Origin of the sequence: Lelliottia sp. 489, assembly GCF_050435885.1 — a bacterium.
GTDB classification, from domain to species: Bacteria; Pseudomonadota; Gammaproteobacteria; order Enterobacterales; family Enterobacteriaceae; genus Enterobacter; species Enterobacter nimipressuralis.
Map to the genome: position 1 here is coordinate 1 of NZ_JBNDLC010000009.1, position 25,692 is coordinate 25,692.

The following is a 25,692-nucleotide window of genomic DNA, read 5'->3' on the forward strand; positions in this document are numbered from 1 at the left end:
GCACTGTTTTCCTGTTTCAGCTGATCCAGATTGAACAGGGTGCAGCCCCCGGCGAGCGCGTCCTCGATGGTGACAATCTGCCGCCACTGCCCATCCGGGCAGAGCACGCCACCGGCGAGCGCTTTGTGGCTGATATCAATGTCGACCCGGTCGGCGGCGCTGCTGCGCCCACGATTGAACAGCTCGCCAGACCAGAACGGATAAGCACCATGCGCCAGCGTGGAAGGTGTCGAGAAATAGGTGGTGCGCAGGTGCGATTGTGACGCCATCCCTGAGGCAACTTTTCGTAGTTTCTGAAAATTGGGTATCCAGAAAATTTCATCGACATACAGGTCGCCGTTATGGCTCTGCGCGGTGTTTGAGTTGGTGCCGAGGAAAATCAGCTCTGCACCGTTGTTACCGATGACAATCGGGTCGCCTGACAGGTCGACGTCGACCAGCCGCGCAAAGGCGATGATGTACTTACGGAAAACATACGCCTGCGTTTTACTGGCTGACAAAAATATCTGGTTTTGCCCAGTCTTAAGGGCGCGCAGAAGGGATTCACGAGCAAAGTAGAACGTTGCGCCAATCTGACGCGATTTAAGGATGTGGCGAATACGGTGCTCTAGCCCGGCCTTGTGCCAGTTGAGCTGATACTCAAACGACTGGTCGAGGAAAATCTCTTCCAGCTTCTCGATGGCTTCATCGCTAAAGAAATTACGTTTCGGTTTTTTGCGATCTCCTTTGTTGCGGTTCGCCACGTTGGGGTTTAAATCCGCCTCGTTTCCGGTCTGGCCGTAGCGGTTGACACGTGCGAGCCGTTCCATCTGGCGCGACAGGAAATCAGCGACCTTAAAGTCATGCGGCGTCAGGTCGGGCTTTGCGTAGAGCTGAATCAGCCGCGCCTCTAATGTCGATTCAACGCGATTAATCGGTGCGGTGTCTTCCCATCCATCACGTTGTTTCCAGCTCTGCACCGTCGGGCGCTTCACCTGCAGCATGTCGCAAATTTGCGGCACGGCGAACCCTTGCCAGTACAACAGACGCGCCTGTCGTCGAGGGTCATTCAGTAGTGATAAATCAGTCGAAATTGTCATTCTCACCTCGTTTTATTGGTACGAGGCAAGGCTAAGGAAATCATCGCGCGTATTCGCTAAGCCCCTGTTGTGTCAGATCTAACAGGAGCGTAAGCGGTGGCTGATGCGGGGCGGAGTCGGGAAACTAACCCCGAACCGAAAACCCAACATCAGGACACCTGAACAATGGCAAAGAAAGTTTCTAAATGGTTTCGCATCGGCGTCGAGGGTGACACCTGCGATGGCCGTGTCATCAGTGGCGATGATATTCAGGAAATGGCGGACACCTTCGACCCGCGTGTCTATGGCTGCCGCATTAACCTCGAACATATCAAAGGTCTGATGCCTGACAGTCCGTTTAAGCGCTTAGGCGATGTGACCGAGCTTAAGGCGGAAATCATCAGTGATGACTCGGCGCTGAACGGCAAAAAAGCGCTGTTTGGCAAAATCGCGCCGCTCGATGAGCTGGTGAGCATGGTGCGTGCCGGTCAGAAGGTTTACACCTCGATGGAAATTCGCCCGAATTTTTCAAACAGCGGCAAGTGCTATCTGATTGGTCTGGCCGTGACCGATGACCCGGCTAGCCTCGGCACCGAATATCTCGAATTCTGCAGCCGCGCCAGTCAGAACCCGCTCGCCGGTAAAAAAGACCAGCCTGACGACCTGTTTTCCGTTGCCACGCTGGCGGCGCTGGAATTTGAGGATGTTCCCGACACCGTACTCAACAGCCTGACTGACAAGGTTAAGGCGATTTTCAGCCGCAAACAGGCCACTGACGATGCGCGTTTTGCTGATGTGCATGAAGCGGTGACGGAAGTCTCTGAACTGGTGCAGACAAACCTCACCGCCACCGACAGCCGCGTCACTGAGCTGGAAACCGCGTTTGCGCAGTTTAAGCAGGAAGTGACCCGCAAGGCAGACGAAAGTGCGCAGGCGTTTACCTCCCTGAAAAGCTCTCTCGATAACACCGAAAGCCAGCGCCAGCCGCGCCGCGAGAAATCCAAAGGCGGGACGGGCGACGAGCTGCTGACTAACTGCTGATAACGCGCCGGGCTCGCTGTCCGGCCTGATGCCCCATTTCTAGAAAACAGGAATAACAATGCGTAAAGAAACCCGCTTTAAATTTAATGCTTACCTGACCCGCGTCGCGGAGCTGAACGGCGTCGAAACCGACGACGTGGCGAAGAAATTCACCGTCGAGCCATCCGTGACGCAAACGCTGATGAACACCCTGCAGCTGTCATCCGCGTTTCTGACCAAAATCAACATCGTGCCAGTCGATGAACTGAAAGGCGAAAAAGTCGGTGTGGGCGTAAACGGTACGATTGCGAGCACCGCCGATACTGCCGGGGATGACGAGCGTAAGACCGCTGATTTTACGGCGCTTGAATCCAACAAGTACGAATGTGCGCAAATCAACTTTGATTTCCATATCCGTTACAAACAGCTCGACCTGTGGGCGCGATTCCAGGACTTCCAGACCCGTATCCGTGACGCGATTATCAAGCGCCAGTCGCTCGACTTCATCATGGCCGGTTTCAACGGTATCGAGCGCGCGGAAACCTCCAACCGCAAAAACAATCCGATGCTGCAGGATGTCGCGGTGGGCTGGCTGCAGAAGTACCGCAACGAAGCACCGGCGCGCGTGATGTCAAAAATCACCGACGCAGACGGAAAGGTCATTTCTGATGTGATCCGCGTGGGGGAGAACGGTGACTATCAAAACCTCGACGCGCTGGTGATGGATGCCACGACCAACCTGATTGACGAGATTTATCAGGATGACCCGGAGCTCGTCGTCATCACCGGTCGCAAGCTGCTGGCTGACAAATATTTCCCGATCGTCAACAAGACGCAGGAAAACAGCGAGGCGCTGGCCGCTGACATCATCATCAGCCAGAAACGCATCGGCAACCTGCCTGCCGTGCGCGTGCCGTACTTCCCGGCAAATGCGCTGATGGTGACGCGCCTCGATAACCTGTCGATTTACTTCATGGACGACGCGCACCGCCGCGCCATCATCGAGGAGCCGAAGAAAGACCGCATCGAAAACTACGAATCAATGAATGTTGATTACGTGGTCGAAGCGTATGCCGCCGGTTGTCTGATTGAAAACATTACCCTCGGCAAATTCGCTGCACCTGCAGACGAGAACGGCGGAGAGTAAACCATGACGAGCCCCGCAGCGCTTCACATGATGCGGGTCTCGGCCTCTGAAACCGCGCGGCGGGCTGCTGCTCCGCTGCGCAATGCAACTGCCTATGAGCAGATGCTCGTTAAGCTGGCCGCAGACTCACGCACGTTAAAACAAATCCGATCCAAAGAGCGCAAGGCAGATAAAAAGCGCGAGCTGCTGCCGTTCTATCTGCCGTGGGTGGCGGGTGTCCTTGCAAATGGCAAGGGCGCACAGGATGACATTGTCATGACCGTCATGCTCTGGCGTCTCGATGCGGATGACATCGCCGGTGCGCTGGAAATTGCCCGATATGCGATGACCTGGGGACTCACGATGCCGGTCGGCGGTCATCGCCGCACCACGCCGTATCTGCTGGCCGAAGAGGTGGCGCTTGCCGCGCAGCGTCTGCGTGACGCTAAACAGTCACCTGAGCTGGCGCTGTTGCTTGATACCCTCGCACTGACTGAGCGTGCAGATATGCCCGACATCGTGCGCGCGAAGCTGCACAAAATCACCGGCTACGTGCTGCGTGACGCAGGGGAGCTGCCCGAGGCACTGGCGCACCTGCAGCGCGCGATCCAGTTAGAGCGAACTATCGGCGTGAAAAAAGACATTGAAAATCTTGAGCGTCAGCTAAAGCCGAAAGCCGAACCTGTCAAAAAACAGAACACACCACGCACGCGCAAGCCTGCTGCTAAACCGGCGGCCCGGCGCGGGCGTCCACCAAAGGCGGCAAAAGCCGCAGGTTAACCGAACGCTCCCCGAGCCGGGCGGCACGCCGGTCAATGCGGGTATTGATTACCCTGACTGCGACCGGCGTCCACCGCCCACCTATTTCCCGAGGTTGTCATGACGACACTGATTATTGAGCCCAAAACAACGCCGCAGGACGTGCCGGGCGTGGTGATACCGCCACCGGGCGAGAGTGAGCCGGTGATTAAAAATACCGGTTTTTTTCCTGATGTAGACCCGCAGCGCGTGCGCGAAGAAATGCGCCTTGAGCAGACCGTTTCCCCTGTGCGTCTGCGCCGGGCGATAAAGACCGCCATCGCGGAGACTAACGCGGAGCTGCGCGACTGGCGCGACCTGCAGCTCGACGCCGGTCACGCCACGCTCGCGGATGTTCCCTCCGACGAGCTCGACGGCGAGAGCGTGCGCTGCTTTCACTACTTTAACGCCGTGTGCTCGATGACGACCGCCACGCTTTACGAGCGTTATCGCGGCGTGGATGCGACCAGCAAGGGCGACAAAAAGGCCGACAGTATCGACAGCACCATCGATGAGATGTGGCGAGATATGCGCTGGTCAGTAGCGCGTATTCAGGACAAGGCACGCTGTATCGTGGGGCAAATCTGATGAAGGTCTATGCGATGCAGGGCGACACCCTCGACGCAATTTGTGCGCGCTATTACGGGCGCACTGAGGGCGTCGTCGAGACGGTGCTGCAGGCTAACTCCGGTCTGTCGGAGCTGGGCGTCATTCTGCCGCACGGCACGGCGATAGAGCTGCCCGAGACCGACAGCGCGCCGAAAACCGAGACGGTGAATCTATGGGACTGAGTATGGAAAAAATCACGACGTTTATCGCCTACTGGCTGGCCGTGGGGCTGGCGTATTTCGGGGCGATGTCGCCCGAGAAAATGGCGCTTTATGTGGGCGGTGGCTGCGCCATTTTTACCGCGCTGACGAATTACTGGTTTAAGCGCAAAACCTATCGCTATCTGACCTCGCTCGGACTGGATAAGGGGGCCATTCGTGAGCTCAATCATTAAACGATGCAGTGTGGCCGCAGTGCTGGCGCTGGCGGCGCTGATGCCTGACTTTCGTCTGCTTAACACCTCGCCCGAGGGGCTGGCGCTGATTGCTGACCTCGAAGGTTGTCGCCTGACGCCTTACCAGTGCAGCGCGGGAGTGTGGACGTCAGGCATTGGCCACACTGCCGGTGTCGTCCCGAAAGGGGATATTACCGAGCGTCAGGCGGCGGCGAACCTCGTCGCGGATGTGCTGAACGTCGAGGAGCGTCTCGCCGTTTGCGTGCCGGTGGAAATGCCGCCGCGCGTGTATGACGCGCTGGTCAGTTTTGCCTTCAACGTGGGAACCGGTGCGGCGTGTCGCTCGACGCTGGTCTCGTTTATCAAGCGTCATCAGTGGTGGCAGGCGTGTGACCAGCTCACCCGCTGGGTGTTCGTAAATGGCGTCAGAAACAAAGGGCTTGAGAACCGCCGTGCGCGGGAATGGGCTTACTGTGTGAAGGGGATGCAATGAAAGCGCTGATGATTCTGCTGGCCGGGTTGCTCGCCGTGGTGCTGTGGCTGCGCCACGATAACGCGAATTTATCCCGCTCCTTTGAGCGAGCGAACCGGGTCGCCAGTGAGCAAAAGACGACTATCGGGATGCTGAAAAATCAGCTTTCCGTGTCGCAACGCATCGCCAGAACGAATGAGGCCGGTCAGGTCAGGCTCGCTGATGAACTGACCGCTGCCGGTGAGCTGGCGGCAAGGCGTGAAGAAACTATAACGAGGCTGATGAATGAAAACGAAGAGCTGCGCCGCTGGTATCGCGCTGATTTGCCTGATGCTGTGCGCCGGTTGCACACCCGCACCGCCTGCGCCTCCGCCGGTCATTGTTTACAGCGCTTGCCCGAAGGTGAGCCTTTGCCCGATGCCGGGAAGCGATCCCGTCACTAACGGCGACCTGAGCGCCGATATTCGCAGGCTTGAGGGCGCGCTGACTGCCTGCGCGCTCAAAGTCGAAACCGTCAAAGACTGCCAGGACAAACTCGATGAAGAAAGCACACAGCCTGCGCCAGGCGCTCACTGACGCCGTACCGCAGTTAAAAACGAACCCCGAAATGATGCGCATCTTTGCCGATGAGGGGAATATCGATGCGCGCCTCGCGGCCTCGCTGTCCCACGAAAAGATTTACACACTGAATGTGATCGTGTGTGATTTTGTCGGCGACCCGGATTTGATTTTCGTGCCGGTGGCCGTGTGGCTGCGTGAGAATCAGCCGGATATTTGTACCACGGATGAGGGGCGCAAAAAGGGCTACCGCTTCCAGATGGATTTAAACGACGGTGACAGTGTTGATATCAGTATCAGCCTGCAGCTCACCGAGCGCACGCTTGTCAGGGATGAAAACGGCGTGCTGCACGTCAGTTATGCGCCTGAGCCGCCATTGCCCGAGCCGGTCATGCGTCCGACCGAGCTTTATATCAATGGCGAGCTGGTGAGCAAATGGGATGAGTGAGTTAAAGCCCTTTGACGACAAGCTCGCCGGGCTGATTGCGGCGATGTCACCGGCGGGGCGGCGTAAGCTCGCCGCAGAGATTGCGAAGGAACTGCGCAAATCGCAACAGCAACGGATTAAACAGCAAAAAGCGCCCGATGGCACACCGTATCAGGCGCGAAAGCGCCAGCCGCTCAGGGCAAAATCGGGGCGAATCAAGCGCGCGATGTTTCAGAAGTTGCGAACGAGCCGCTACATGAAAGCCAGTGGTAACAATGATGCTGCCGTGGTCGAGTTTACCGGAAAGGTGCAGCGTATCGCCCGAGTCCATCAGCTCGGCCTTAAAGACCGGCCAAACCCGCACAGCCGCGACGTGCAATATTCAGAACGCCAGTTACTCGGATATAGCCAGGCGGATAAACAGCTTGTCGGGGAGCTGGTCATCAAACATTTAAGCAACTGATTGTTGTCTCACCCCTCATAAAACCCCGCTCGATTGCCGCTGGCCTTGCCCGGCGGCATCCTTTCCGCATGAATAATTTAAATTCTCTGCAGGATATCGCACGCGCGATCCGCAACCTCATCCGTACTGGCATTGTGACCGACGTCGACCCCGTCGAGGGGCTTTGTCGTGTCCAGACCGGCGGGATGGAAACCACATGGCTTAACTGGCTGACCTCGCGCGCCGGTCGTTCGCGGGTGTGGTGGGCTCCTTCCGTTGGCGAGCAGGTGCTGATTCTGGCTATCGGTGGTGAGCTCGATACGGCGTTTGTGCTGCCCTCCATTTTTTCTGATGACCATCCCGCGCCGTCTGCCTCGCCTGATGCGTTTCACATTGCCTTTCCCGACGGGGCGGTTATCGAGTACGAACCCGACAGCGGCGCGCTCACCGTGTCCGGTATCAAAACCGCCGACGTCACGGCGTCGAATTCCATTACCGCGACCGTGCCGGTGGTGCTGGTCAAAGCTAAAACCCGCATCACCCTCGATACACCCGAGGTGGTGTGTACCAACAAGCTCATCACCGGTTCACTCGAAGTGCAGAAGGGCGGGACGATGAAAGGCGATATCACGCACACCGGCGGGAAATTTATCTCTAATGGCGTGCAGGCGGATGACCACGCACACGGCAATGTGCAGAGCGGCGGGAGCTGGACGAAGGAGACCAAATGACGGTGCGTTATCTGGGAATGAACAGCCAGACCGGGCTCAGTATTTCTGAGGCCGACCATATCAGGCAGAGCGTGCGCGACATTCTGGTCACGCCGGTTGGCTCGCGGGTGATGCGCCGCGAATACGGCTCGCTTCTTTCAGCGCTGATTGACCAGCCGCAGACCCCGGCGCTGCGCCTGCAGATTATGGCCGCGTGTTACTCCGCGATCCAGAAGTGGGAGCCGCGCGTCACACTGTCGACCATCACCTTTGAGCGAGGCGAGGCTGACGGCGCGCTGTATGTCGATATTACCGGCACGCGCTCGACGACGAGCCAGCCCTTTTCACTCACCATTCCACTGAGTTAAACGCTATGGCTATTGTTGACCTGAGCCAGCTCGCCGCGCCCGATGTCGTGGAAGAGCTGGATTTTGAAACCATTCTGAGCGAACGCAAGGCGACGCTTGTCTCGCTTTATCCCGAAGACCAGCAGGAGGCGGTCGCGCGCACGCTGACGCTTGAATCTGAGCCGATTGTGAAGCTGCTGCAGGAGAACGCTTATCGTGAAGTCATCTGGCGTCAGCGCGTCAACGAGGCCGCGCGTGCGGTCATGCTGGCCTATGCCGCCGGTGCTGACCTCGACCAGATAGGGGCAAATTCCAGCGTTGAGCGCCTCGTTATCACACCTGCAGACGAGACCACGTTGCCGCCGACACCTGCCGTGATGGAATCGGACACCGACTATCGCCTGCGTATCCAGCAAGCCCCCGAGGGACTGAGTACCGCAGGCTCTACCGGGGCATATCAGTTTCATGGCCGCAGCGCCGACGGGCGGGTCGCGGATATTTCCGTCATCAGCCCCGAGCCAGCCTGCGTCACCGTGTCGGTATTGTCCCGCGAAAATAACGGCGCGGCGTCCGACGAGCTGCTCGCCGTAGTGCGTGCTGCGCTGAATGACGAGGACGTGCGGCCAGTCGCTGACCGTGTGACCGTCCAGTCAGCGACCATTGTCGACTACACCATCGACGCGGCGCTTTACCTTTATCCCGGCCCCGAAAGCGAGCCGGTGCTCAGTGCGGCAAAAGCGAAGCTGCAGACCTATATCAGCGCACAGCACCGGCTCGGGCGGGATATTCGCAAGTCAGCCATCTACGCCGCGCTCCACGTCGAGGGTGTGCAGCGTGTCGAACTGGTAGCACCTGTGGCCGATATCGTGCTCGATGATACGCAGGCGTCTTATTGCACCGCGTACAGCGTGACGGTCGGGGGTAACGATGAGTAATAACCGCCTGCTGCCGGTCGGCTCGTCGCCGCTTGAGGTCGCGGCGGCGCGTGCCTGTGCGGATATCGAAAATACCCCCGTCCCGCTGCGCCGTCTGTGGAACGCCGACACCTGCCCGGCAAATTTGCTGCCGTGGCTTGCCTGGGCGTTTTCGGTCGACCGCTGGGATGAAAGCTGGCCGGAAGAGACAAAGCGCGAGGTGATCCGCGCGGCGTGGTTTATCCATGCGCACAAAGGGACGATTGGTGCGGTGCGCCGGGTGGTCGAGCCGCTCGGGTATCTGATTAACGTGACGGAATGGTGGGAAACGAACGACCCGCCCGGCACATTCCGCCTCGATATCGGCGTGTTAGAGACCGGCATTACCGAGGAAATGTATTACGAAATGGAGCGGCTGATTGCCGATGCCAAACCCGCGAGCCGCCATCTTATCGGCCTGAATATTATTCAGGATATTCCGGGCTATCTGTATTACGGAGCCCTGAGCTATGACGGCGATATCACCACGGTTTACCCCGGATAAGTGAGAGCACAATGACAGTAAAATATAAAACCGTTATCACCAAAGCCGGTGCGGAAAAGCTGGCGGCGGCGACCGTCCCGAACGGGAAGAAAGTGAATTTTACGGCGATGGCCGTCGGGGATGGCGGCGGGAAACTGCCCGAACCGAACGCCAGTCAGACAAAACTGGTCAATGAGGTCTGGCGTCATGCGCTGAATAAAATCAGCCAGGACAAAAAGCACAAAAACTATGTCGTCGCGGAGCTGGTTATTCCCCCTGAGACCGGCGGTTTCTGGCTGCGTGAAATGGGGCTTTACGATGACACTGGCACGCTGATTGCGGTCGGCAATATGGCGGAGAGCTACAAGCCTGAGCTGGCGGAAGGGTCAGGGCGCGCGCAGACGCTGCGCATGGTCATTATGGTGAGCGACATCGACACGGTCGAGCTGTCCATCGATACCACGCTGGTGATGGCGACGCAGGATTATGTCGACGATAAGCTCGCAGAGCATGAGCAGTCACGCCGCCATCCTGACGCCACGCTGAAAGAAAAGGGTTTCACGCAGTTAAGCAATGCAACCGACAGCACGTCTGAGACGCTCGCCGCGACGCCGAAAGCGGTTAAGGCAGCGTATGACCTTGCTGATGGTAAATATACGGCTCAGGACGCCACCACAAAGCAGAAGGGCATTGTCCAGCTCAGTAGTGCAACCGACAGCACCTCGGAAGCGCTGGCGGCGACCCCAAAGGCGGTAAAGGCCGTTAATGATGAACTGACCAGCGTTAAGGAGCGTCTCGGAACGGCATCAAAGGCGGATGTTGTGACATCGTTGACGGACACGACAGCCGGGCGGGTGCCGGTTGTCGGCTGGCAGGGTCTGGGCGGTGCTGCCAGAAATGTAACCGCTGCAAAAGAAACCGTTGCTTCATTCTGGCGCGATGCCGTTGAGGTCAAGTCTGGCATCACTATCCCGTACGACGGTACGCCAACAACCAATTATTTTGCCATTGATGGTGATAACCATCATGCCTATATCGGGCGTCAGAGAGCGGGCGCCGGGATTTCGTGGGTAAAGCTGTACAGCGAATATAACAAACCCAAGGCGGCGGATGTTGATGCCGTTTCTGCTTCTCTGGGCGGAACCTTTGCACGGCCTGTCACGTTTAATCAGGGATTCACGAGTAAGGGGCGGATTGTCTGGGGCGATTATGCCAATGCTGTGGGTTCCAGCACTTACAACGGCATGGTTAACGTTTACGACTCGAACGGAAAGATGCGCTGGGCGTTTGGACCCTATCAAAACGGCTGGTCAATTTACAATTACGATGCGGCGGGGGGCTATGTCGGCAATCTGCTGAATATTGACTACACATCGAAAAAAGCCACCTTTGCAGGGGCGATTTATTCACTTTCTGAAATTCAGTCAAGCTCTGTTAACAGCTACCGCATTGCCTACGGGAATTACGGCACATTCTGGCGAAATGATGGCAGTAATCTTTATCTCATGCTTACCAACAGCGGTGACGTATGGGGGAGTTACGGAAGTTTACGGCCCTTTACCGTAAGTCTCGCGACGGGCAGGGTTTCTATCGGGCATGGTCTGAATGTGGTCGGTCAGGCTTTGCCGTCAGATTACGGCAACTTTGACGCGCGCTATCAGGCAAAAGGGAGTTATGCCGCGCCGAACACCGCATCAAGGGGGGCGAATGGCTGGTTGCAGGATGCCAGTACCGGCCTGATTTATCAGTGGTGCCAGGGGGCAACGGTCAGCAACGAAGCCAACCACACGGTGACGTTCCCTAAAGCGTTTCCGTCAGCATGTTTGTTCGCCTCAGTCAGCACGCTGAATGTGAGCAACAACGACAACGCCGAGCAACATTATCACCTTGTTTCAAAAACAACGGCGAACTGCGTCGTTAAACCGAATCGGGCATACGGCAGCAATGGCAGTGTTGCGCCGCTGGTCTGGGCTGTGGGGTACTAAATGAACGGATATTATTACAGTGCAGGAATTGGCGGTTTTCTGTATGAAGGGGATCGTCCTGCGTTTGAGGCTGCTGCTGGCTGGCCTGCCGATGCGGTCGCGATTTCTGACCGCTGGTATCAGCATTTAATCGACGGCCAGACCAAAGGCAAAATGATTGTCCCGAATGAGCAGGGCAAGCCGGTGCTGAAAGCCATCGAGCCGGATTATCCGGCAATGGCGGAACTGCAGAAGCAACAAATTATCAGTGATGCGATGCAGTCCGTGAGCGTGATTCAGCTCAAACTGCAGGCCGGTCGCACCCTTACCGAATCTGAGTCAGCCACACTGGCCGCTGTGCTCGATTACATCGATGAGGTTGAAAATATTGATACGGCAGCAGTGGTGAGTCAGGTCGACTGGCCGCCAATACCAGCCTGATTTCAGAGCCCTCCGCCCGGAGGGCTTTTTTGTTTGTTGTGTCGCCGGTGGCCGAAGCGCTATCCGGTGCGCTTAAGCAGGACACAACAGAAAATAGTTGCTCCACTTCACCACGGAGTTTAACGGATGAGCGACTATCATCACGGCGTGCAGGTCATCGAGATTAACGACGGCGTGCGCACCATTTCCACCGTCTCAACGGCCATCATCGGCATGGTCTGCACCGCCAGCGATGCTGACGAAAAGGCATTCCCGCTCAATGAGCCGGTGCTGATTACCAGCGTGCAAACCGCTATCGGTAAAGCCGGTAAACAGGGCACGCTTTCACAATCCCTGCAGGCCATCGCTGACCAGTGCAAACCGGTCATTGTGGTCGTGCGCGTGGCCGAAGGTGTCGACGACCCTGACGACCCTGACGCGGCGCAGAAACAAACCATTTCTAACATCATCGGGACGACTGACGAAAACGGGAAATATACCGGCCTGAAAGCGCTGCTGACGGCGCAGACCGTCACCGGCGTTAAGCCGCGCATTCTCGGTGTGCCGGGGCTGGATACGCAGGAAGTGGCGACCGCGCTCGCGTCTACCGGTCAGAGCCTGCGCGCCTTTGGCTATATCAGTGCGTGGGGCTGCAAAACCATTTCCGAAGCCATCGACTACCGCAAGAATTTCAGCCAGCGCGAGCTAATGGTCATCTTCCCTGATTTTCTGGCGTGGGACACCACGGCGAATGAAACCTCAACCGCCTGGGCGACGGCGCGCGCGCTGGGTCTGCGTGCCAAAATCGACCAGACGACCGGCTGGCACAAAACCCTGTCAAACGTCGGCGTGAATGGCGTCACCGGCGTCAGTGCTTCGGTGTCGTGGGATTTGCAGGAGCCAGCGACCGACGCCAACCTGCTTAATCAGGCCGGTGTCACCACGCTGATTCGCAACGACGGATTTAAGTTCTGGGGAAACCGCACCTGCTCGGATGACCCGCTTTTCCTGTTTGAGAACTACACCCGTACCGCGCAGGTGCTGGCCGACACGATGGCGGAGGCGCACGCGTGGGCGATGGATAAACCCATTACCCCGACGCTGATTCGCGACATCGTCGCCGGTATCAATGCCAAATTCCGCGAGCTGAAAAACAACGGCTATATCGTCGATGGCTCCTGCTGGTACGACCCGGAGTCGAACGACACCGCGACCCTGAAAGTGGGGAAACTGTATATCGATTACGATTACACCCCCGTCCCGCCGCTGGAAAACCTGACCCTGCGCCAGCGCATCACCGATACCTATCTGGCGAACCTGTCGGACTCGGTCAACAGCTAAGGAGCTGCAAGCATGGCATTACCGCGCAAGCTTAAATATCTGAACATGTTCAACGATGGCCTGAGCTACATGGGCGTCGTGGAATCCGTCACCCTGCCAAAGCTGACCCGCAAATTTGAGAAGTATCGCGGCGGCGGGATGCCGGGCTCGGTATCGATTGACCTCGGTCTCGATGACGACGCGCTGTCGCTTGAGTGGACGCTCGGCGGTCTGCCCGACGTTGACCTGTGGGCACAGTACGCCTCGCCGGGTGCTGACAGCGTGCCGCTGCGCTTTACCGGCTCGTATCAGCGCGACGACACCGGCGCGATTTCTGCCGTTGAGGTGGTGATGCGTGGCCGTCACAAAGAGTACGACGGCGGCGAAAACAAGCAGGGCGAAAGCGGGACGACCAAAATGTCGACCGAATGCAGCTACTACCAGCTCACGATTGACGGGAAAGAAGTCATTGAGATTGACGTCATCAACATGGTGCTGAAAGTGGACGGTGTCGACCGTCTGGCGGAGCACCGCAGGGCGATTGGCCTGTAACCCCTGACCCGGTCAGCAAGGCTGGCCGGTCACTTAACTTTGAAGAGATAAATATCATGGAAAACATCAACGAAACCGCCACCACCGAAACCGAAAACCCGAACGTTGTGATCCTCGATACCCCGCTGATGCGCGGCGAGCAGAAAATCGGGCAAATCACCCTGACCAAACCGAACGCGGGAACCCTGCGCGGTGTGTCGCTGGCGGCGCTGGCGCAGTCTGACGTCGATGCGCTGATTAAGGTGCTGCCGCGCATGACCTTTCCGTCACTCACCGAGCATGAGGTCTCGCGTCTCGATGTGTCCGACCTGATTTCGCTCGCCGGTAAGGTGGTCGGTTTTTTGTCACCTGTTTCGGAACGCTAGAATTTCACAAAGACCTGTCGGTTGATGACCTGATGGCGGATATTGCGGTGGTTTTTCACTGGCCGCCATCAGAGCTGAATTCCCTGAGCGTGACCGAGCTCTTCACGTGGCGCGAGAAAGCGCTGCAACGTAGCGGAAACCATCATGAGCAATAATGTCAGACTTGAGGTGCTGCTGAACGCAGTCGACCGGGCAAGCCGACCGCTTAAGGCTATCCAGACCGCCAGTAAATCCCTGTCTGGCGATATCCGCAATTCACAGAAAAACCTGCGCGACCTTAACGCGCAGGCGTCCCGCATTGACGGATTCAGGAAAGCCAGCGCGCAGCTCGGCGTGACCGGCCAGTCACTCAATAAGGCGAAACAGGAAGCGGCGGCGCTGGCCGTCCAGTTTAAAAACACCCAGACCCCGACACTCGCGCAGGCGCGCGCGCTGGAAGCGGCAAAGAAATCCGCTGCTGACCTGCAGCTCAAATACAACGGCCTGCGCCAGTCCGTACAGCGCCAGCGCACGGAGCTCGCACAGGCCGGGATAAATACCCGCAGCCTGTCAGCCGATGAGCGCCGCCTGAAAGGCAGTATCAGCGAGACAACCGCACAGCTCAACCGTCAGCGCGACGCACTGGCGCGGGTCAGTCAGCAACAGGCCAGACTGAGTGCGGTAAAAAAACGCTATGAATCCGGGCAACAGCTCGCCGCCGGTGCGCGTAATGCCGGGATGGTCGGCGTGGGTGTGGCGGCCGCCGGGCTTTATGGCGCATCACGGTTTATCGCGCCGGGTATTGGTTTTGATAAACAGATGTCAGGTACACAGGCGATCCTCGGTCTTGATAAGGGCGATGACAAACTCGCGGCCATTCGAAAACAGGCGCGTGATATCGGTGCGACCACGGCCTTTTCACCGGGTGATGTGGCGCGCACGCAGACCACGCTCGCACGCTCGGGCTATAACGCCGACGATGTGCTGGCGGCGACCGGCTCGACCGTCAACCTGAGCCTTGCGGCGGATGTCGATATTGCCGAAGCCGCCGACATCATTACCAACATGCAGTCAGCGTTTAACCTGTCGACAACCGAGATTGAGCGCGTCGCGGATGTGATGACCAAGGGCTTTACGTCATCCAATACTGGCCTTGTCGAGCTGGGCGAGGCGATGAAATATGTCGCGCCGATTGCGGAAGCGGCCGGAGCGAGCATTGAAGACACGACATCGATGCTCGGTATTCTGGCGGATAACGGGATTAAAGGCTCGATGGCCGGGACCGGTGCGAGCGCCATTTTCAACCGCCTGCAGGCACCGATGGGCAAAGCGGTTGATGCTATCTCAGAGCTGGGCGTGCAAACCCGCGACGGCAAAGGGAACATGCTGCCGGTCGAGAAAATCCTCAAAGATATTCATAAATCCTTTGTCAAAAACAAGCTCGGCACGGCGGAGCAGGGCGAATACCTGAAAGTCATCTTTGGTGAAGAGGCAATGAAGGGCGCGATTAAGCTCGTCGCCGCTGCCGGTGATGGCTCGCTTGCCAGCAAACGCCAGCAAATCGGGGATTCGAAAGGAACCACGGAGCGGATAGCCAAAATCCAGACCGACAACCTCGACGGGGATTTGAAAAACCTGCAGTCGGCTTATGAAGATTTGCAGATTGAGGTGTTCGATAAAGAGAACTCCGCGCTGCGTCGCCTGACGGTTTCCGTGACCGATATGCTCGGTAAGGTCGCCGCCTGGGCGAAAGCGAATCCTGAGCTCACGCAAACCATTTTCAGTGTGACTGCCGGTGCGCTGGCTCTGGTCGGCGTACTGGGCGGAATTGGCCTTATTGCGTGGCCGGTCATCGCGGGGATTAACGGCATCATCGCCGCTGCCGGTCTGCTGAGTGTGATTTTTACCACTGCCGGGACGGCCATTGTCACGGCCATTACTGCAATCAGTCTGCCGGTGGTGGCTGTGGTGGCGGCTGTCGTGGGCGCTGCATTGCTTATCTATAAATACTGGGAGCCAATCAGCGCCTTTTTCTCGGAGGTGGTTGCGGGGATTAAAACGGCCTTTGCCTCGCTGTCGCCGGTGTTTGACGCTATCGCGGAAAAGCTCGGTGCTGTATGGAAATGGTTTACTAACCTGTTTGCGCCGGTGAAATCCCTGCAGGATATTTTCGAGCGCTGCAAAAATGTCGGGGTGGCCTTTGGTAAGGGGCTGGCCGATGCGCTGATGGCTCCACTGAATATCTTTAACAGCCTGAGCGGGAAGGTCGGCTGGCTGCTGGAAAAGCTGGGCGTTATCAAAAAGGAATCCAGCAACCTTGACCAGACGGCGGCGAAAGCAGACAAGGCTGCGCCGGGTGGCGGGTACATCCCGCAGACCGCAGGGTATGGTGGTTATCAGGCTTACCGGCCAGTGACGGCCTCTTCCGGGCAGTCCTATATCGACCAGAGTAAAAGCGAGTACAACATCACCCTGCAGGGTGGGGGCGCGCCGGGCAGTGACCTCGATCGCCAGCTGCGCGAGGCCGTCGAAAAACTCGACCGTGAGAAACGGGCGCGCCAGCGCTCCAGCATGAGACACGATTAAGGAGGGAAACACATGCTAATGGTGCTGGGCTTTTTTGTGTTTGAACGGCATACCCTGCCGTATCAGTCTATGCAGTATTCGAAGGATTACCGCTGGGCGTCTAATGACCGCATCGGCAAGCCACCGGCCTATCAGTTTCTCGGGGAGGGGGAAACCTCCCGCACCCTGTCGGGCACGCTTTACCCTGAAATCACCGGCGGTCGTCTGTCGCTGACGGCGGTCGAACTGATGGCGAATGAAGGGCGCGCGTGGCCGCTGATTGACGGGACGGGCCTTATCCTCGGGATGTATGTCATCGAGAAAGTGACCCATACGCACACCGAGTTTTTCAGCGATGGCCAGGCGCGCAAAATCGACTTTAGCCTGTCGCTGAAACGCGTCGATGATTCTGTCGCGGCCATTTATGGCGACCTGAAAACGCAGGCTGATAATCTGGTCACGTCTGCCGGTGACTGGCTCGGAGGGCTGGCGGGATGATAACGGGAATGAACGTGCAGGCCGGGGCGAAGATAGCCCCGGCGTTTATGCTCAAGCTGGATAACGAGGATATCACGCAGGATTTTAGTGACCGCCTTATTAGCCTGACCATGACCGACAATCGCGGATTCGAGGCCGACCAGCTCGATATCGAGCTCGATGACACTGACGGCCAGATAGCAATGCCGCCGCGCGGAGCTACGTTGACGCTGTGGTTAGGATGGCAGGATTCCGCGCTGATAAAAAAAGGGACGTTCACGGTCGATGAAATCGAGCACCGGGGCGCGCCCGATACGCTGACCATCCGGGGGCGTAGTGCGGATTTTCGTGGGACGCTGAACTCACGCCGCGAGCAGTCATGGCATGACACCACGCTCGGGGTAATTGTCGATACCATCGCGCAGCGTAACAAACTCACGGCCAGCGTCGCTGAGACCCTGAAAGCGATCGCCGTGCCGCATATCGACCAGTCACAGGAATCCGACGCGGCGTTTCTTTCCCGACTGGCTGACCGAAACGGTGCGTCGGTTTCTGTCAAAGCGGGAAAACTGTTATTTCTGAAAGCCGGTAGCGGCAAGGTGGCCAGTGGCAAACCCATCCCGCAGATGACCGTCGAGCGTGGCGACGGCGACCGGCATCAGTTCGCCATTGCAGATCGTGAGGCGTACACCGGCGTCACAGCGAAATGGCTGCATACCAAAGACCCGAAACCGCAAAAGCAAAAGGTGAAGCTGAAACGCAAGCCGAAGGTGCAGCACCTGCGTGCACTGCAGCACCCGAAAGCCGTCAAAGCACCGGCAAAGAGCCAGGTGAAAAAGGAGCAGGAGGCGCGAGAGGGTGAGTATATGGCCGGTGAGTCTGACAACGTGCTGGAGCTCACGACCATCTACGCGACAAAGGCGCAGGCGATGCGCGCGGCTCAGGCTAAGTGGGATAAACTGCAGCGCGGGGTGGCGGAGTTTTCGATTACGCTCGCCACTGGCCGGGCAGATTTATTTCCTGAAACGCCGGTTGCGGTGAAAGGCTTTAAGCGCGTTATAGACGAGCAGGCGTGGATAATCAGCCGGGTGGTGCATAACCTCAACGGGAACGGCTACACGACAGGCTTAGAGCTTGAGGTGAAGGTCTCGGATGTAGAGTATGAAGCAGACGAAATAGATAGCTAAATTAATCGTATGTGTTTGTTTTATATGATTAAGTTGGATAAAATGACTGCATCGGAAACGTTAAAAGGTGCTCATCATGTTTCACTGCCCAAAATGCCACTACGCCGCCCACGCTCGCACTAGCCGCTATTTCTCTGACACGACAAAAGAGCGCTATCATCAGTGCACAAATATCAACTGCAGTTGTACGTTTGTTACCACTGAGACGGTCGAGCGGTTTATCGCCTCACCTGCAGTATTAGTGCCTGCGCCACCGCACCCAACATCAACCGGCCAGCAGCAAATCCACTGGCAGTGACCAAAAAGAAGCCCCGCAAACGCGGGGCTTTTTGTATTCAGTGGATCAGAAAAGATGAGTGTGAGATAGCATTATCACTTTTGCCCTCTCAGGTTGTTCTTTTCCCATCTCGTTACAGGTGTTGAGTGGTTGCTCCAGAACGTATCCCTTAAATTTATGTTTATTCAGGATGTGCAGCTCTTTCACGGATTCAAGGTATTTAGCCGGGACATCTTTAGTCCATATGTCGGGGCAAACTCCCGAACTGATTACAGAGTCATAAATCGCAGGTGTGATTTGACTCTCGTTAAGAATCACTGTCAGCGTGTCGCCGCTTTTCGACACTTCAATCGGTTGCCATTGTTTAAGGGAATTCTTCAGGGTCGAGGTGTCATTTGCCTGTGCGGTGTAAGAGGTCAGGGCAAGGGCGAGCAAAGTTACAGCTTTAAGATATTTCAAAGTAATTTCCTTATTAAACATATGCTTGAGTCTTATTCTGACATTCTGATTTACAAAAAGTAAAGCCCCGCACAAAGCAGGGCTTTTTTTTCGATGTGGTCAATGTGTGGACGTGACCAGAAATAAATCCTTTTATTTCATTTGGTTAGGGGCTAAATAATGTCACCAATAGTTGACATTGCGGTGATATCTCCAGATTCGGTCCGTCCGGGACCTGTTTATGTGCATAGCTCATCGGCTATGTCGAGTCTGTTTTGGCTGTTATCCATTAAGTATATAGATAGCGGACAAAAGAGACTGGTGTGGAGAGGGTGTTAAAAAGGCCCCACTGACGTGGAGCCTTTATTGTACGCTTTTTACTGCGTGATTTCAGTCAATTCCAGTTAGATGGATTGAGTGAAAGTACGGGTGATAACGTCCTGCTGCTGTTCTTTAGTCAGGGAGTTAAAACGTACTGCGTAGCCAGATACACGAATGGTCAGCTGCGGATATTTTTCCGGGTTTTCCATCGCGTCGAGCAGCATTTCACGGTTCATTACGTTCACGTTCAAGTGCTGACCACCTTCGATGGAAGATTCGTGATGGAAGTAACCGTCCATCAGACCTGCCAGGTTGGTTTTACGCACTTCGTCGTCTTTACCCAGCGCATTTGGAACGATGGAGAAGGTATAAGAAATACCATCTTTCGCGTAAGCAAACGGCAGTTTAGCAACGGAAGTCAGAGAGGCAACTGCACCTTTCTGGTCACGACCGTGCATTGGGTTAGCACCTGGACCGAATGGAGCGCCAGCGCGACGACCGTCTGGGGTGTTACCGGTTTTCTTACCGTACACAACGTTAGAAGTGATGGTCAGAACAGACTGAGTCGGGATAGCGTTGCGGTAGGTAGTCAGTTTCTGAATTTTCTTCATGAAACGTTCAACCAGGTCAACGGCCATGTCATCGACACGAGAGTCGTTGTTACCAAACTGCGGGTATTCGCCTTCGATTTCGAAGTCAGTCGCCAGACCATCTTCGTCACGAATTGGTTTAACTTTCGCATATTTGATAGCAGACAGGGAGTCAGCTGCAACGGACAGACCTGCGATACCACATGCCATGGTGCGAACCACGTCACGGTCGTGCAGAGCCATCAGAGAAGCTTCGTAGCTGTACTTGTCGTGCATGTAGTGGATGATGTTCAGGGCGGTGACATACTGCTTAGCCAGCCAGTCCATGAAGTGATCCATGCGGTCCATTACTTCGTCGAAGTTCAGAACGTCGCCTTTGATTGGTTCAGATTTAGGACCAACCTGGATTTTCAGTTTTTCATCAACGCCGCCGTTGATTGCATACAGCATGGTTTTCGCGAGGTTAGCACGAGCACCGAAGAACTGCATTTGCTTACCAACAACCATTGGGCTTACGCAGCAAGCGATAGCGTAGTCGTCGTTGTTGAAGTCAGGACGCATCAGATCATCGTTCTCGTATTGCAGAGAAGAGGTATCGATGGAGACTTTAGCAGCGAATTTCTTGAAGTTCAGAGGCAGTTTTTCTGACCACAGAACAGTGATGTTCGGTTCCGGAGACGGACCCATGGTGTACAGGGTGTTCAGGAAACGGAAGCTGTTTTTGGTTACCAGAGTACGGCCATCAACGCCCATACCACCGATAGATTCAGTTGCCCAGATTGGGTCACCGGAGAACAGCTCATCATATTCTGGGGTACGCAGGAAGCGAACCATACGCAGTTTCATGACCAGGTGGTCAATCATTTCCTGTGCGTCTTGCTCGGTGATTTTGCCTGCTTTGATGTCACGTTCGATGTAAGCATCCAGGAAGGTGGATACGCGACCGAAGGACATTGCTGCGCCGTTCTGAGACTTAACAGCAGCCAGGTAGCCGAAGTAAGTCCACTGGATAGCTTCCTGAGCGTTGGTAGCAGGACCAGAGATATCGCAGCCATATTTAGCAGCCATTTCTTTGATCTGACCCAGCGCACGGTGCTGTTCAGAGATCTCTTCACGCAGACGGATAGTCGCTTCCAGGTTTACGCCGTTTTCCAGATCAGATTGCAGTGACAGGAACTGTGCGTATTTGTCTTTCAGCAGGAAGTCGATACCGTACAGTGCAACGCGACGATAGTCACCGATGATACGGCCACGGCCATACGCATCTGGCAGACCAGTCAGAACACCGGATTTACGGCAGTTCAGGATGTCTTTGGTGTAAACATCAAACACGCCCTGGTTGTGAGTTTTGCGGTAGTCGGTGAAGATTTTCTTCAGCATTGGGTCCAGCTCGCGATTATACGCTTTGCAGGAACCTTCAACCATTTTGATGCCACCGAACGGGATAATCGCACGTTTCAGTGGTTTTTCAGTCTGCAGACCAACGATTTTCTCAAGGGCTTTGTTGATGTAGCCAGCGTCGTGAGAAGTGATGGTAGAGGCAACGGAAGTATCGAAATCAACTGGCGCGTGAGTGCGGTTTTCCAGTTTGACGCCTTCCATAACATTGTCCCACAGCTTGGTTGTTGCGTCAGTAGCACCAGCCAGGAAGGATTCGTCACCTTCATACGGGGTATAGTTTTTCTGAATGAAGTCACGTACGTTGACTTCTTTCTGCCAGTCACCTTTCGCAAAACCTTCCCAGGCTGTGGCTAACTTTTCATTAAGCTCGGACATGTGATACCTACCTTCTTAAGTGGATTTTTCTTTACTGCCTGAGAAACCATCAATGATGATTGTCGCCACGCAGGTAAATGACCCAGTATGTCAACCCAACCAGCAGACCCCCACCGATAATGTTCCCAATAGTGACAGGGATCAGGTTATCTGTGATGAAGTTCATAATAGTCAGGTGAGAGAAACTTTCCGGGGTTGAACCAACTGCAGTCCAGAACTCCGGGCTCGCAAAGTTGCGGATTACGATACCCATCGGGATCATAAACATGTTTGCGATACTGTGCTCAAAGCCGCTGGCAACGAACATCGCAACCGGCAGAACCATAATCATGGCTTTGTCCATCAGGCTGCGGCCAGAGTAGCTCATCCAGACTGCCAGGCAGACCATCAGGTTTGCGAGGATGCCGAGAGCGACGGCTTCGATAAAGGTGTGATGCATTTTGTGGTCAGCGGTTTGCAGGACGTTGAGTCCCCAGCCACCGTTGGCGGTCATATACTCGCCGGATAACCACATAAGCAGTACAAAGAGCAAACAGCCAATCAGGTTGCCAACGTAGACATTAATCCAGTTGCGCGCCAGCTGACCCCAGGTGATTCTTCCGCTCGCTTTTGCCACCACGATAAGCACCGTTGAGGTAAAGAGGTCGGCGCCGCAAATGACGCACAGAATCAAGCCCAGTGAGAAACAGATACCGCCAATCAGTTTTGCAATACCGAAAGGCATCGCAGCAGTACCGGTTGTCGCAGTGATGTAGAAGACGAAGGCGATGGAGATGAACACACCAGCGGTAATCGCCAGATAGAACGTCGTCATCGGGTGTTTCGTTGCTTTATAGACACCCGCTTCTTCGGCAACTTTGGCCATCGCAGCTGGGAGTAATAGATCAAAAGGGTTGTCAGCTTTCACACTAACTCTCTCTTTATTAAGTCGGCGACGAGATACTAACAAAGCATTATAGAAGAGAAATTGATATAGATCATATCTCGCCTGGCTTATAGGCCCGCAAAGCGCATGGTTTTGCAACAAATGCGGAGTAAGTTTTTGATTATCCGTATAAAAATAAATTTTAAAAGTTATGAAAAGAGTTGAATTATTTCCTGTAACCTCTCCCGAAGCAGTTAATTAAAATGGAGTAATTACCCTAAAAAGTAACAGTAAAGCCCAGGTAAGCATAATTATATTTACCTGTAATTAACTTTATTATTACAATCAAAATTCATTGCAAAAGAAATAAAAAAACGGGGCAATGAAATTGCCCCGTAATATAGCCCAGACGTGGAAATACGCCTACTGTCTGTAATGCTATGTGCGCTTATTTTGACCAGTAGGCTGCTTTCGCGCGCTGCAGTTTTTCGTAAGCTCTGAGCAGTGACTGATGGGCCGGGAAGGCTTTCAGATCGCTATCGACAGCCTGAAGGCCATAGAACGGCGCTTCACCGCTCAGTGCGGCGCTGGCGGCTTCAACAGCGTCGGCACCGTACATACGCACGAACGCATTGAGATATTGCAGCGGCTGACGATCCTCTTCCTGAGACAGAAGTAGCAGGGTTTGCAGGCAACGATAATAGTTAGCGCGCTCAGGGCTGAAGACCGACTGGTTGTACTCAATGGTCCATTCCGTCCAGGCCAGAGCCTGATCCAGATCGCCACCGGCCAGGGCCAGCATGGATTTCAGCTCGCCCACACGCAGGGTGTACCAGCCATTGTCTTTGCCGGTTGCCAGGCCCAGTAGCTCGCGTACGCGGGTAAGATCGTCGTGGCCTTCGTCGTCCAGCTGGGCGATCAGGTTCAGATAATCCTCTTTTTCCCACTCACTACCCGGCAGAGCCAGCAGCGTTTCGCGCAGATGGCTGCCCATGCTGTTGTTGGCCAGCCACAGATCTTCTGCCGGATAAATGTCGGACATGCCTGGCACGATAATACGGCAAGCGTAGACGCTCAGGTGCTCGTAATCGGCGATGTACACTTCTTTATCTTCTGCTTTGAAGATTGCCATCAGCGTGGCGAACTCTTCTTCCGTGGTGCCGGAGAAACTCCAGTCCACGAATTCATAGTCGGCGTCCTGCTTGAACATATCCCAGGAGATCAAACCGCTGGAATCGATGAAGTGCGTTTCGAGGTTGGTGTGTTCGCCCACTTCTTCGTCGTCAAACGTTGGCGGGGTAAAGACATCGAGATCTTTCAGGCTACGGCCCTGAAGCAACTCGGTAACGGTACGTTCCAGCGCCACGCCGAAGTCAGGGTGGGCGCCAAACGACGCGAAGCAAGTGCCGTTCGCCGGGTTGAACAGCACCACGCAGATTACCGGGTATTTACCGCCCAGAGAGCCGTCGTAAGCAAAAATTGGGAAACCTTCTGCTTCCAGTTTAGCGATAGATTCCACCACGCCCGGATAGCGCGCCAGTACCTCGCTCGGGATTTCCGGCAGGCTGATGGACTCGGCGATAATACGGTTTTTGATATGACGCTCAAACACCTCGGACAGCCCCTGTACGCGGGCTTCGTTACGGGTATTACCTGCGGACATGCCGTTGGACACGTACAGGTTACCGACGATGTTCATCGGGATATAGACAGTGTGATCGTCAGACTGACGGGTAAACGGTAGGGCGCAAATACCACGCTCGTCGTTACCGGACTGCAGATCGACCAGCATACCGGCGGTCAGTTCGTTATCCGGATCGTAGAACTTGCGCAGACGCGCATCCAGAATGCCTTCCGGCAGCGTGTCATCTTCCGTCAGCGGGAACCACTTTTCGTTCGGGTAGTGTACGAACGGGCCGTTGGCGATAGTCTCGCCCAGCCAGAAATCAGCGAAAAAGTAGTTGGTGGACAGGCGCTCAAAATACTCCCCCAAGGCAGAAGCCAGAGCCGCTTTTTTGGTGGCGCCTTTACCGTTGGTAAAGCACAGCGCACAGTCGGTGTCGCGAATATGCACAGACCAGACGTGAGGTACCGGATTGAGCCAGGAGGCTTCTTCGATATTAAAACCCAGGTCGGTCAGTTTCTGCTGGAAGCGAGCGATGGAATCTTCCAGAGCGGCGTCTTTGCCGGGGATAAATGTTTGAGTCATGGCGATCACTTTTATCGTACGTAAAGCGCGCAATGATACGGGTTTTGCGTGGCAGGCGCTATCTTCGCGAGGAGAAGAGCGAAAATAAAAGACTCAGCTATGCTTATCAGCAGTAACTTACTGTTAAGGCGAATAAAAATGAAAGCGTTCGATCTTCAGCGGATGGCGTTCGACAAAGTCCCGCTTGAGTTCTTAGGGGAAGTGGCTTTGCGCAGCCTCTACACCTTTATTCTGGTGTTTCTGTTTCTCAAAATTACAGGGCGGCGCGGCGTTCGGCAGATGTCACTGTTTGAAGTCCTGATCATTCTGACACTCGGCTCTGCGGCCGGAGACGTCGCGTTTTATGACGATGTGCCAATGATTCCGGTGTTGATCGTTTTTGTCACGCTGGGCTTGCTCTATCGGCTGGTGATGTGGCTGATGTCGAAAAGCGAAAAAATCGAGGATCTGCTGGAAGGCAAGCCGGTGGTGATTGTCGAAGAGGGGCAACTGGCCTGGGAGAAGGTGCGCAGCGCCAACATGACTGAATTTGAGTTTTTCATGGAGCTGCGCTTAAACAGCGTAGAACAGCTGGGCCAGGTGCGGCTGGCGATCATGGAAACGAACGGGCAGATTAGCGTCTACTACTATGACGACGATGACGTGAAACCGGGTTTATGCATTTTGCCGGATGAATACGTGGAACGCTTTACCACCGTCCCGGAGGCGGGAGAGTACGCCTGTCGACGCTGTAGCCATGTTCTGACGATGCAGCCGGGCGATCATCAACTTTGCCCTCGCTGTGCGAATCCAGTATGGACGAAGGTGAGCCGGGCTAAACGCGTCACCTGACAGCCAATTTGTCGGTTTTGTGACAACGCGCTGGCAGATTGTTTTGTGTGAGCGGGGACACATTTTCCCGGTCATAAGTTTTAGACATTGCGGCGCGTGTCACTGAATGATAAAACCGATATCCACAGTTATAACTTATGGCTTTTAGCGTGGTGAGG

Annotated in this window: 31 protein-coding genes; 26 read left to right on the top strand and 5 right to left on the bottom strand. The window is 55.4% G+C overall.

What is annotated here, in order from left to right:
* The coding region (locus tag ABIE11_RS19905) for a terminase large subunit domain-containing protein (RefSeq protein WP_429185204.1) at positions 1–1,079 on the bottom strand (1,079 nt) is incomplete at its 3' end.
* 165 nt (positions 1,080–1,244) lie between these two features.
* On the opposite strand from ABIE11_RS19905, the gene ABIE11_RS19910 reads away from it, so the two are divergent.
* The 25 genes from ABIE11_RS19910 (at position 1,245) to ABIE11_RS20030 (ending at position 18,525) form a co-directional block, all read left to right on the top strand.
* Positions 1,245–2,099: a GPO family capsid scaffolding protein gene (locus ABIE11_RS19910; RefSeq protein ID WP_429185205.1), complete on the top strand. Its 855-nt coding sequence runs from the start codon at positions 1,245–1,247 to the stop codon at positions 2,097–2,099.
* Between the two features lie 58 nt (positions 2,100–2,157).
* Positions 2,158–3,225: a phage major capsid protein, P2 family gene (locus tag ABIE11_RS19915; RefSeq protein WP_429185206.1), complete on the top strand. Its 1,068-nt coding sequence runs from the start codon at positions 2,158–2,160 to the stop codon at positions 3,223–3,225.
* A 3-nt stretch (positions 3,226–3,228) separates the two neighbouring features.
* Positions 3,229–3,984 carry a terminase endonuclease subunit gene (locus tag ABIE11_RS19920; protein ID WP_429185207.1) on the top strand — a complete coding sequence of 252 codons (756 nt, stop codon included), beginning with the start codon at positions 3,229–3,231 and terminating at the stop codon, positions 3,982–3,984.
* Between the two features lie 99 nt (positions 3,985–4,083).
* Positions 4,084–4,590, top strand: coding sequence for a head completion/stabilization protein (locus ABIE11_RS19925; RefSeq protein WP_429185209.1), 507 nt, complete (start codon positions 4,084–4,086; stop codon positions 4,588–4,590).
* A complete protein-coding gene (locus ABIE11_RS19930) occupies positions 4,590–4,793 on the top strand; it encodes a tail protein X (protein ID WP_429185210.1) in 204 nt (67 codons plus the stop codon). Before ABIE11_RS19925 ends, ABIE11_RS19930 begins: the two co-directional genes overlap by 1 nt.
* Complete coding sequence (locus tag ABIE11_RS19935; protein WP_429185211.1) at positions 4,784–5,005, top strand: primosomal protein; 222 nt, start codon at positions 4,784–4,786, stop codon at positions 5,003–5,005. The genes ABIE11_RS19930 and ABIE11_RS19935 overlap by 10 nt, the downstream gene beginning before the upstream one ends.
* On the top strand, positions 4,989–5,498 hold the full coding sequence (locus ABIE11_RS19940; protein WP_429185213.1) for a lysozyme: 510 nt from the start codon (positions 4,989–4,991) through the stop codon (positions 5,496–5,498). Before ABIE11_RS19935 ends, ABIE11_RS19940 begins: the two co-directional genes overlap by 17 nt.
* Entirely contained in the window at positions 5,495–5,920 is a 426-nt protein-coding gene (gene lysB, locus ABIE11_RS19945; protein ID WP_429185214.1) for an Rz-like lysis system protein LysB, read from the top strand. Before ABIE11_RS19940 ends, lysB begins: the two co-directional genes overlap by 4 nt.
* Positions 5,808–6,053 (top strand): Rz1-like lysis system protein LysC, encoded by a 246-nt coding sequence (lysC, locus tag ABIE11_RS19950; RefSeq protein ID WP_429185215.1) that lies wholly within the window; start codon positions 5,808–5,810, stop codon positions 6,051–6,053. The genes lysB and lysC overlap by 113 nt, the downstream gene beginning before the upstream one ends.
* Complete coding sequence (locus ABIE11_RS19955) at positions 6,016–6,483, top strand: phage tail protein (protein WP_429185216.1); 468 nt, start codon at positions 6,016–6,018, stop codon at positions 6,481–6,483. The genes lysC and ABIE11_RS19955 overlap by 38 nt, the downstream gene beginning before the upstream one ends.
* A complete protein-coding gene (locus tag ABIE11_RS19960; protein WP_429185217.1) occupies positions 6,476–6,925 on the top strand; it encodes a phage virion morphogenesis protein in 450 nt (149 codons plus the stop codon). Before ABIE11_RS19955 ends, ABIE11_RS19960 begins: the two co-directional genes overlap by 8 nt.
* Positions 6,926–6,993: 68 nt before the next feature.
* Positions 6,994–7,635, top strand: coding sequence for a phage baseplate assembly protein V (locus ABIE11_RS19965; protein ID WP_429185219.1), 642 nt, complete (start codon positions 6,994–6,996; stop codon positions 7,633–7,635).
* Positions 7,632–7,982 carry a GPW/gp25 family protein gene (locus ABIE11_RS19970; protein WP_429185220.1) on the top strand — a complete coding sequence of 117 codons (351 nt, stop codon included), beginning with the start codon at positions 7,632–7,634 and terminating at the stop codon, positions 7,980–7,982. The genes ABIE11_RS19965 and ABIE11_RS19970 overlap by 4 nt, the downstream gene beginning before the upstream one ends.
* Positions 7,983–7,987: 5 nt before the next feature.
* Complete coding sequence (locus ABIE11_RS19975) at positions 7,988–8,896, top strand: baseplate assembly protein (RefSeq protein ID WP_268196055.1); 909 nt, start codon at positions 7,988–7,990, stop codon at positions 8,894–8,896.
* Positions 8,889–9,419, top strand: coding sequence for a phage tail protein I (locus ABIE11_RS19980; protein ID WP_429185221.1), 531 nt, complete (start codon positions 8,889–8,891; stop codon positions 9,417–9,419). The genes ABIE11_RS19975 and ABIE11_RS19980 overlap by 8 nt, the downstream gene beginning before the upstream one ends.
* A gap of 11 nt (positions 9,420–9,430) precedes the next feature.
* Positions 9,431–11,383, top strand: coding sequence for a phage tail protein (locus ABIE11_RS19985; RefSeq protein WP_429185222.1), 1,953 nt, complete (start codon positions 9,431–9,433; stop codon positions 11,381–11,383).
* The gene (locus ABIE11_RS19990; protein WP_429185224.1) at positions 11,384–11,803 is read left to right on the top strand and encodes a tail fiber assembly protein; all 420 of its coding nucleotides are present in this window, start codon (positions 11,384–11,386) and stop codon (positions 11,801–11,803) included.
* Between the two features lie 126 nt (positions 11,804–11,929).
* Entirely contained in the window at positions 11,930–13,123 is a 1,194-nt protein-coding gene (locus tag ABIE11_RS19995) for a phage tail sheath protein (RefSeq protein ID WP_429185225.1), read from the top strand.
* A 12-nt stretch (positions 13,124–13,135) separates the two neighbouring features.
* A complete protein-coding gene (locus ABIE11_RS20000) occupies positions 13,136–13,654 on the top strand; it encodes a phage major tail tube protein (RefSeq protein WP_105475876.1) in 519 nt (172 codons plus the stop codon).
* 56 nt (positions 13,655–13,710) lie between these two features.
* A complete protein-coding gene (locus ABIE11_RS20005) occupies positions 13,711–14,019 on the top strand; it encodes a phage tail assembly protein (RefSeq protein ID WP_181826437.1) in 309 nt (102 codons plus the stop codon).
* 32 nt (positions 14,020–14,051) lie between these two features.
* Positions 14,052–14,174 (top strand): GpE family phage tail protein, encoded by a 123-nt coding sequence (locus tag ABIE11_RS20010; protein WP_105475878.1) that lies wholly within the window; start codon positions 14,052–14,054, stop codon positions 14,172–14,174.
* Positions 14,164–16,584 (top strand): phage tail tape measure protein, encoded by a 2,421-nt coding sequence (locus ABIE11_RS20015; RefSeq protein WP_429185226.1) that lies wholly within the window; start codon positions 14,164–14,166, stop codon positions 16,582–16,584. Before ABIE11_RS20010 ends, ABIE11_RS20015 begins: the two co-directional genes overlap by 11 nt.
* 12 nt (positions 16,585–16,596) lie before the next feature.
* On the top strand, positions 16,597–17,061 hold the full coding sequence (locus ABIE11_RS20020; RefSeq protein WP_409255314.1) for a phage tail protein: 465 nt from the start codon (positions 16,597–16,599) through the stop codon (positions 17,059–17,061).
* On the top strand, positions 17,058–18,227 hold the full coding sequence (locus tag ABIE11_RS20025) for a phage late control D family protein (protein ID WP_429185227.1): 1,170 nt from the start codon (positions 17,058–17,060) through the stop codon (positions 18,225–18,227). The genes ABIE11_RS20020 and ABIE11_RS20025 overlap by 4 nt, the downstream gene beginning before the upstream one ends.
* A 76-nt stretch (positions 18,228–18,303) precedes the next feature.
* Entirely contained in the window at positions 18,304–18,525 is a 222-nt protein-coding gene (locus ABIE11_RS20030) for a DNA-binding transcriptional regulator (protein ID WP_429185228.1), read from the top strand.
* Positions 18,526–18,570: 45 nt separating this feature from the next.
* On the opposite strand, the gene ABIE11_RS20035 is transcribed toward ABIE11_RS20030, so the two are convergent.
* From ABIE11_RS20035 to ycaO, 4 genes are all read right to left on the bottom strand, one after another.
* Positions 18,571–18,963, bottom strand: coding sequence for a hypothetical protein (locus ABIE11_RS20035; RefSeq protein WP_429185230.1), 393 nt, complete (start codon positions 18,961–18,963; stop codon positions 18,571–18,573).
* Between the two features lie 383 nt (positions 18,964–19,346).
* Positions 19,347–21,629 carry a formate C-acetyltransferase gene (gene pflB, locus ABIE11_RS20040; protein ID WP_100777005.1) on the bottom strand — a complete coding sequence of 761 codons (2,283 nt, stop codon included), beginning with the start codon at positions 21,627–21,629 and terminating at the stop codon, positions 19,347–19,349.
* 49 nt (positions 21,630–21,678) lie between these two features.
* Complete coding sequence (gene focA / locus ABIE11_RS20045; RefSeq protein ID WP_123429160.1) at positions 21,679–22,536, bottom strand: formate transporter FocA; 858 nt, start codon at positions 22,534–22,536, stop codon at positions 21,679–21,681.
* A 406-nt stretch (positions 22,537–22,942) separates the two neighbouring features.
* Entirely contained in the window at positions 22,943–24,703 is a 1,761-nt protein-coding gene (ycaO, locus tag ABIE11_RS20050) for a 30S ribosomal protein S12 methylthiotransferase accessory factor YcaO (protein ID WP_100777003.1), read from the bottom strand.
* 138 nt (positions 24,704–24,841) lie between these two features.
* Between ycaO and ABIE11_RS20055 the strand changes: the two genes are divergently transcribed.
* A complete protein-coding gene (locus ABIE11_RS20055; RefSeq protein WP_100777002.1) occupies positions 24,842–25,534 on the top strand; it encodes a DUF421 domain-containing protein in 693 nt (230 codons plus the stop codon).
* The last annotated feature ends 158 nt before the right edge of the window (positions 25,535–25,692 follow it).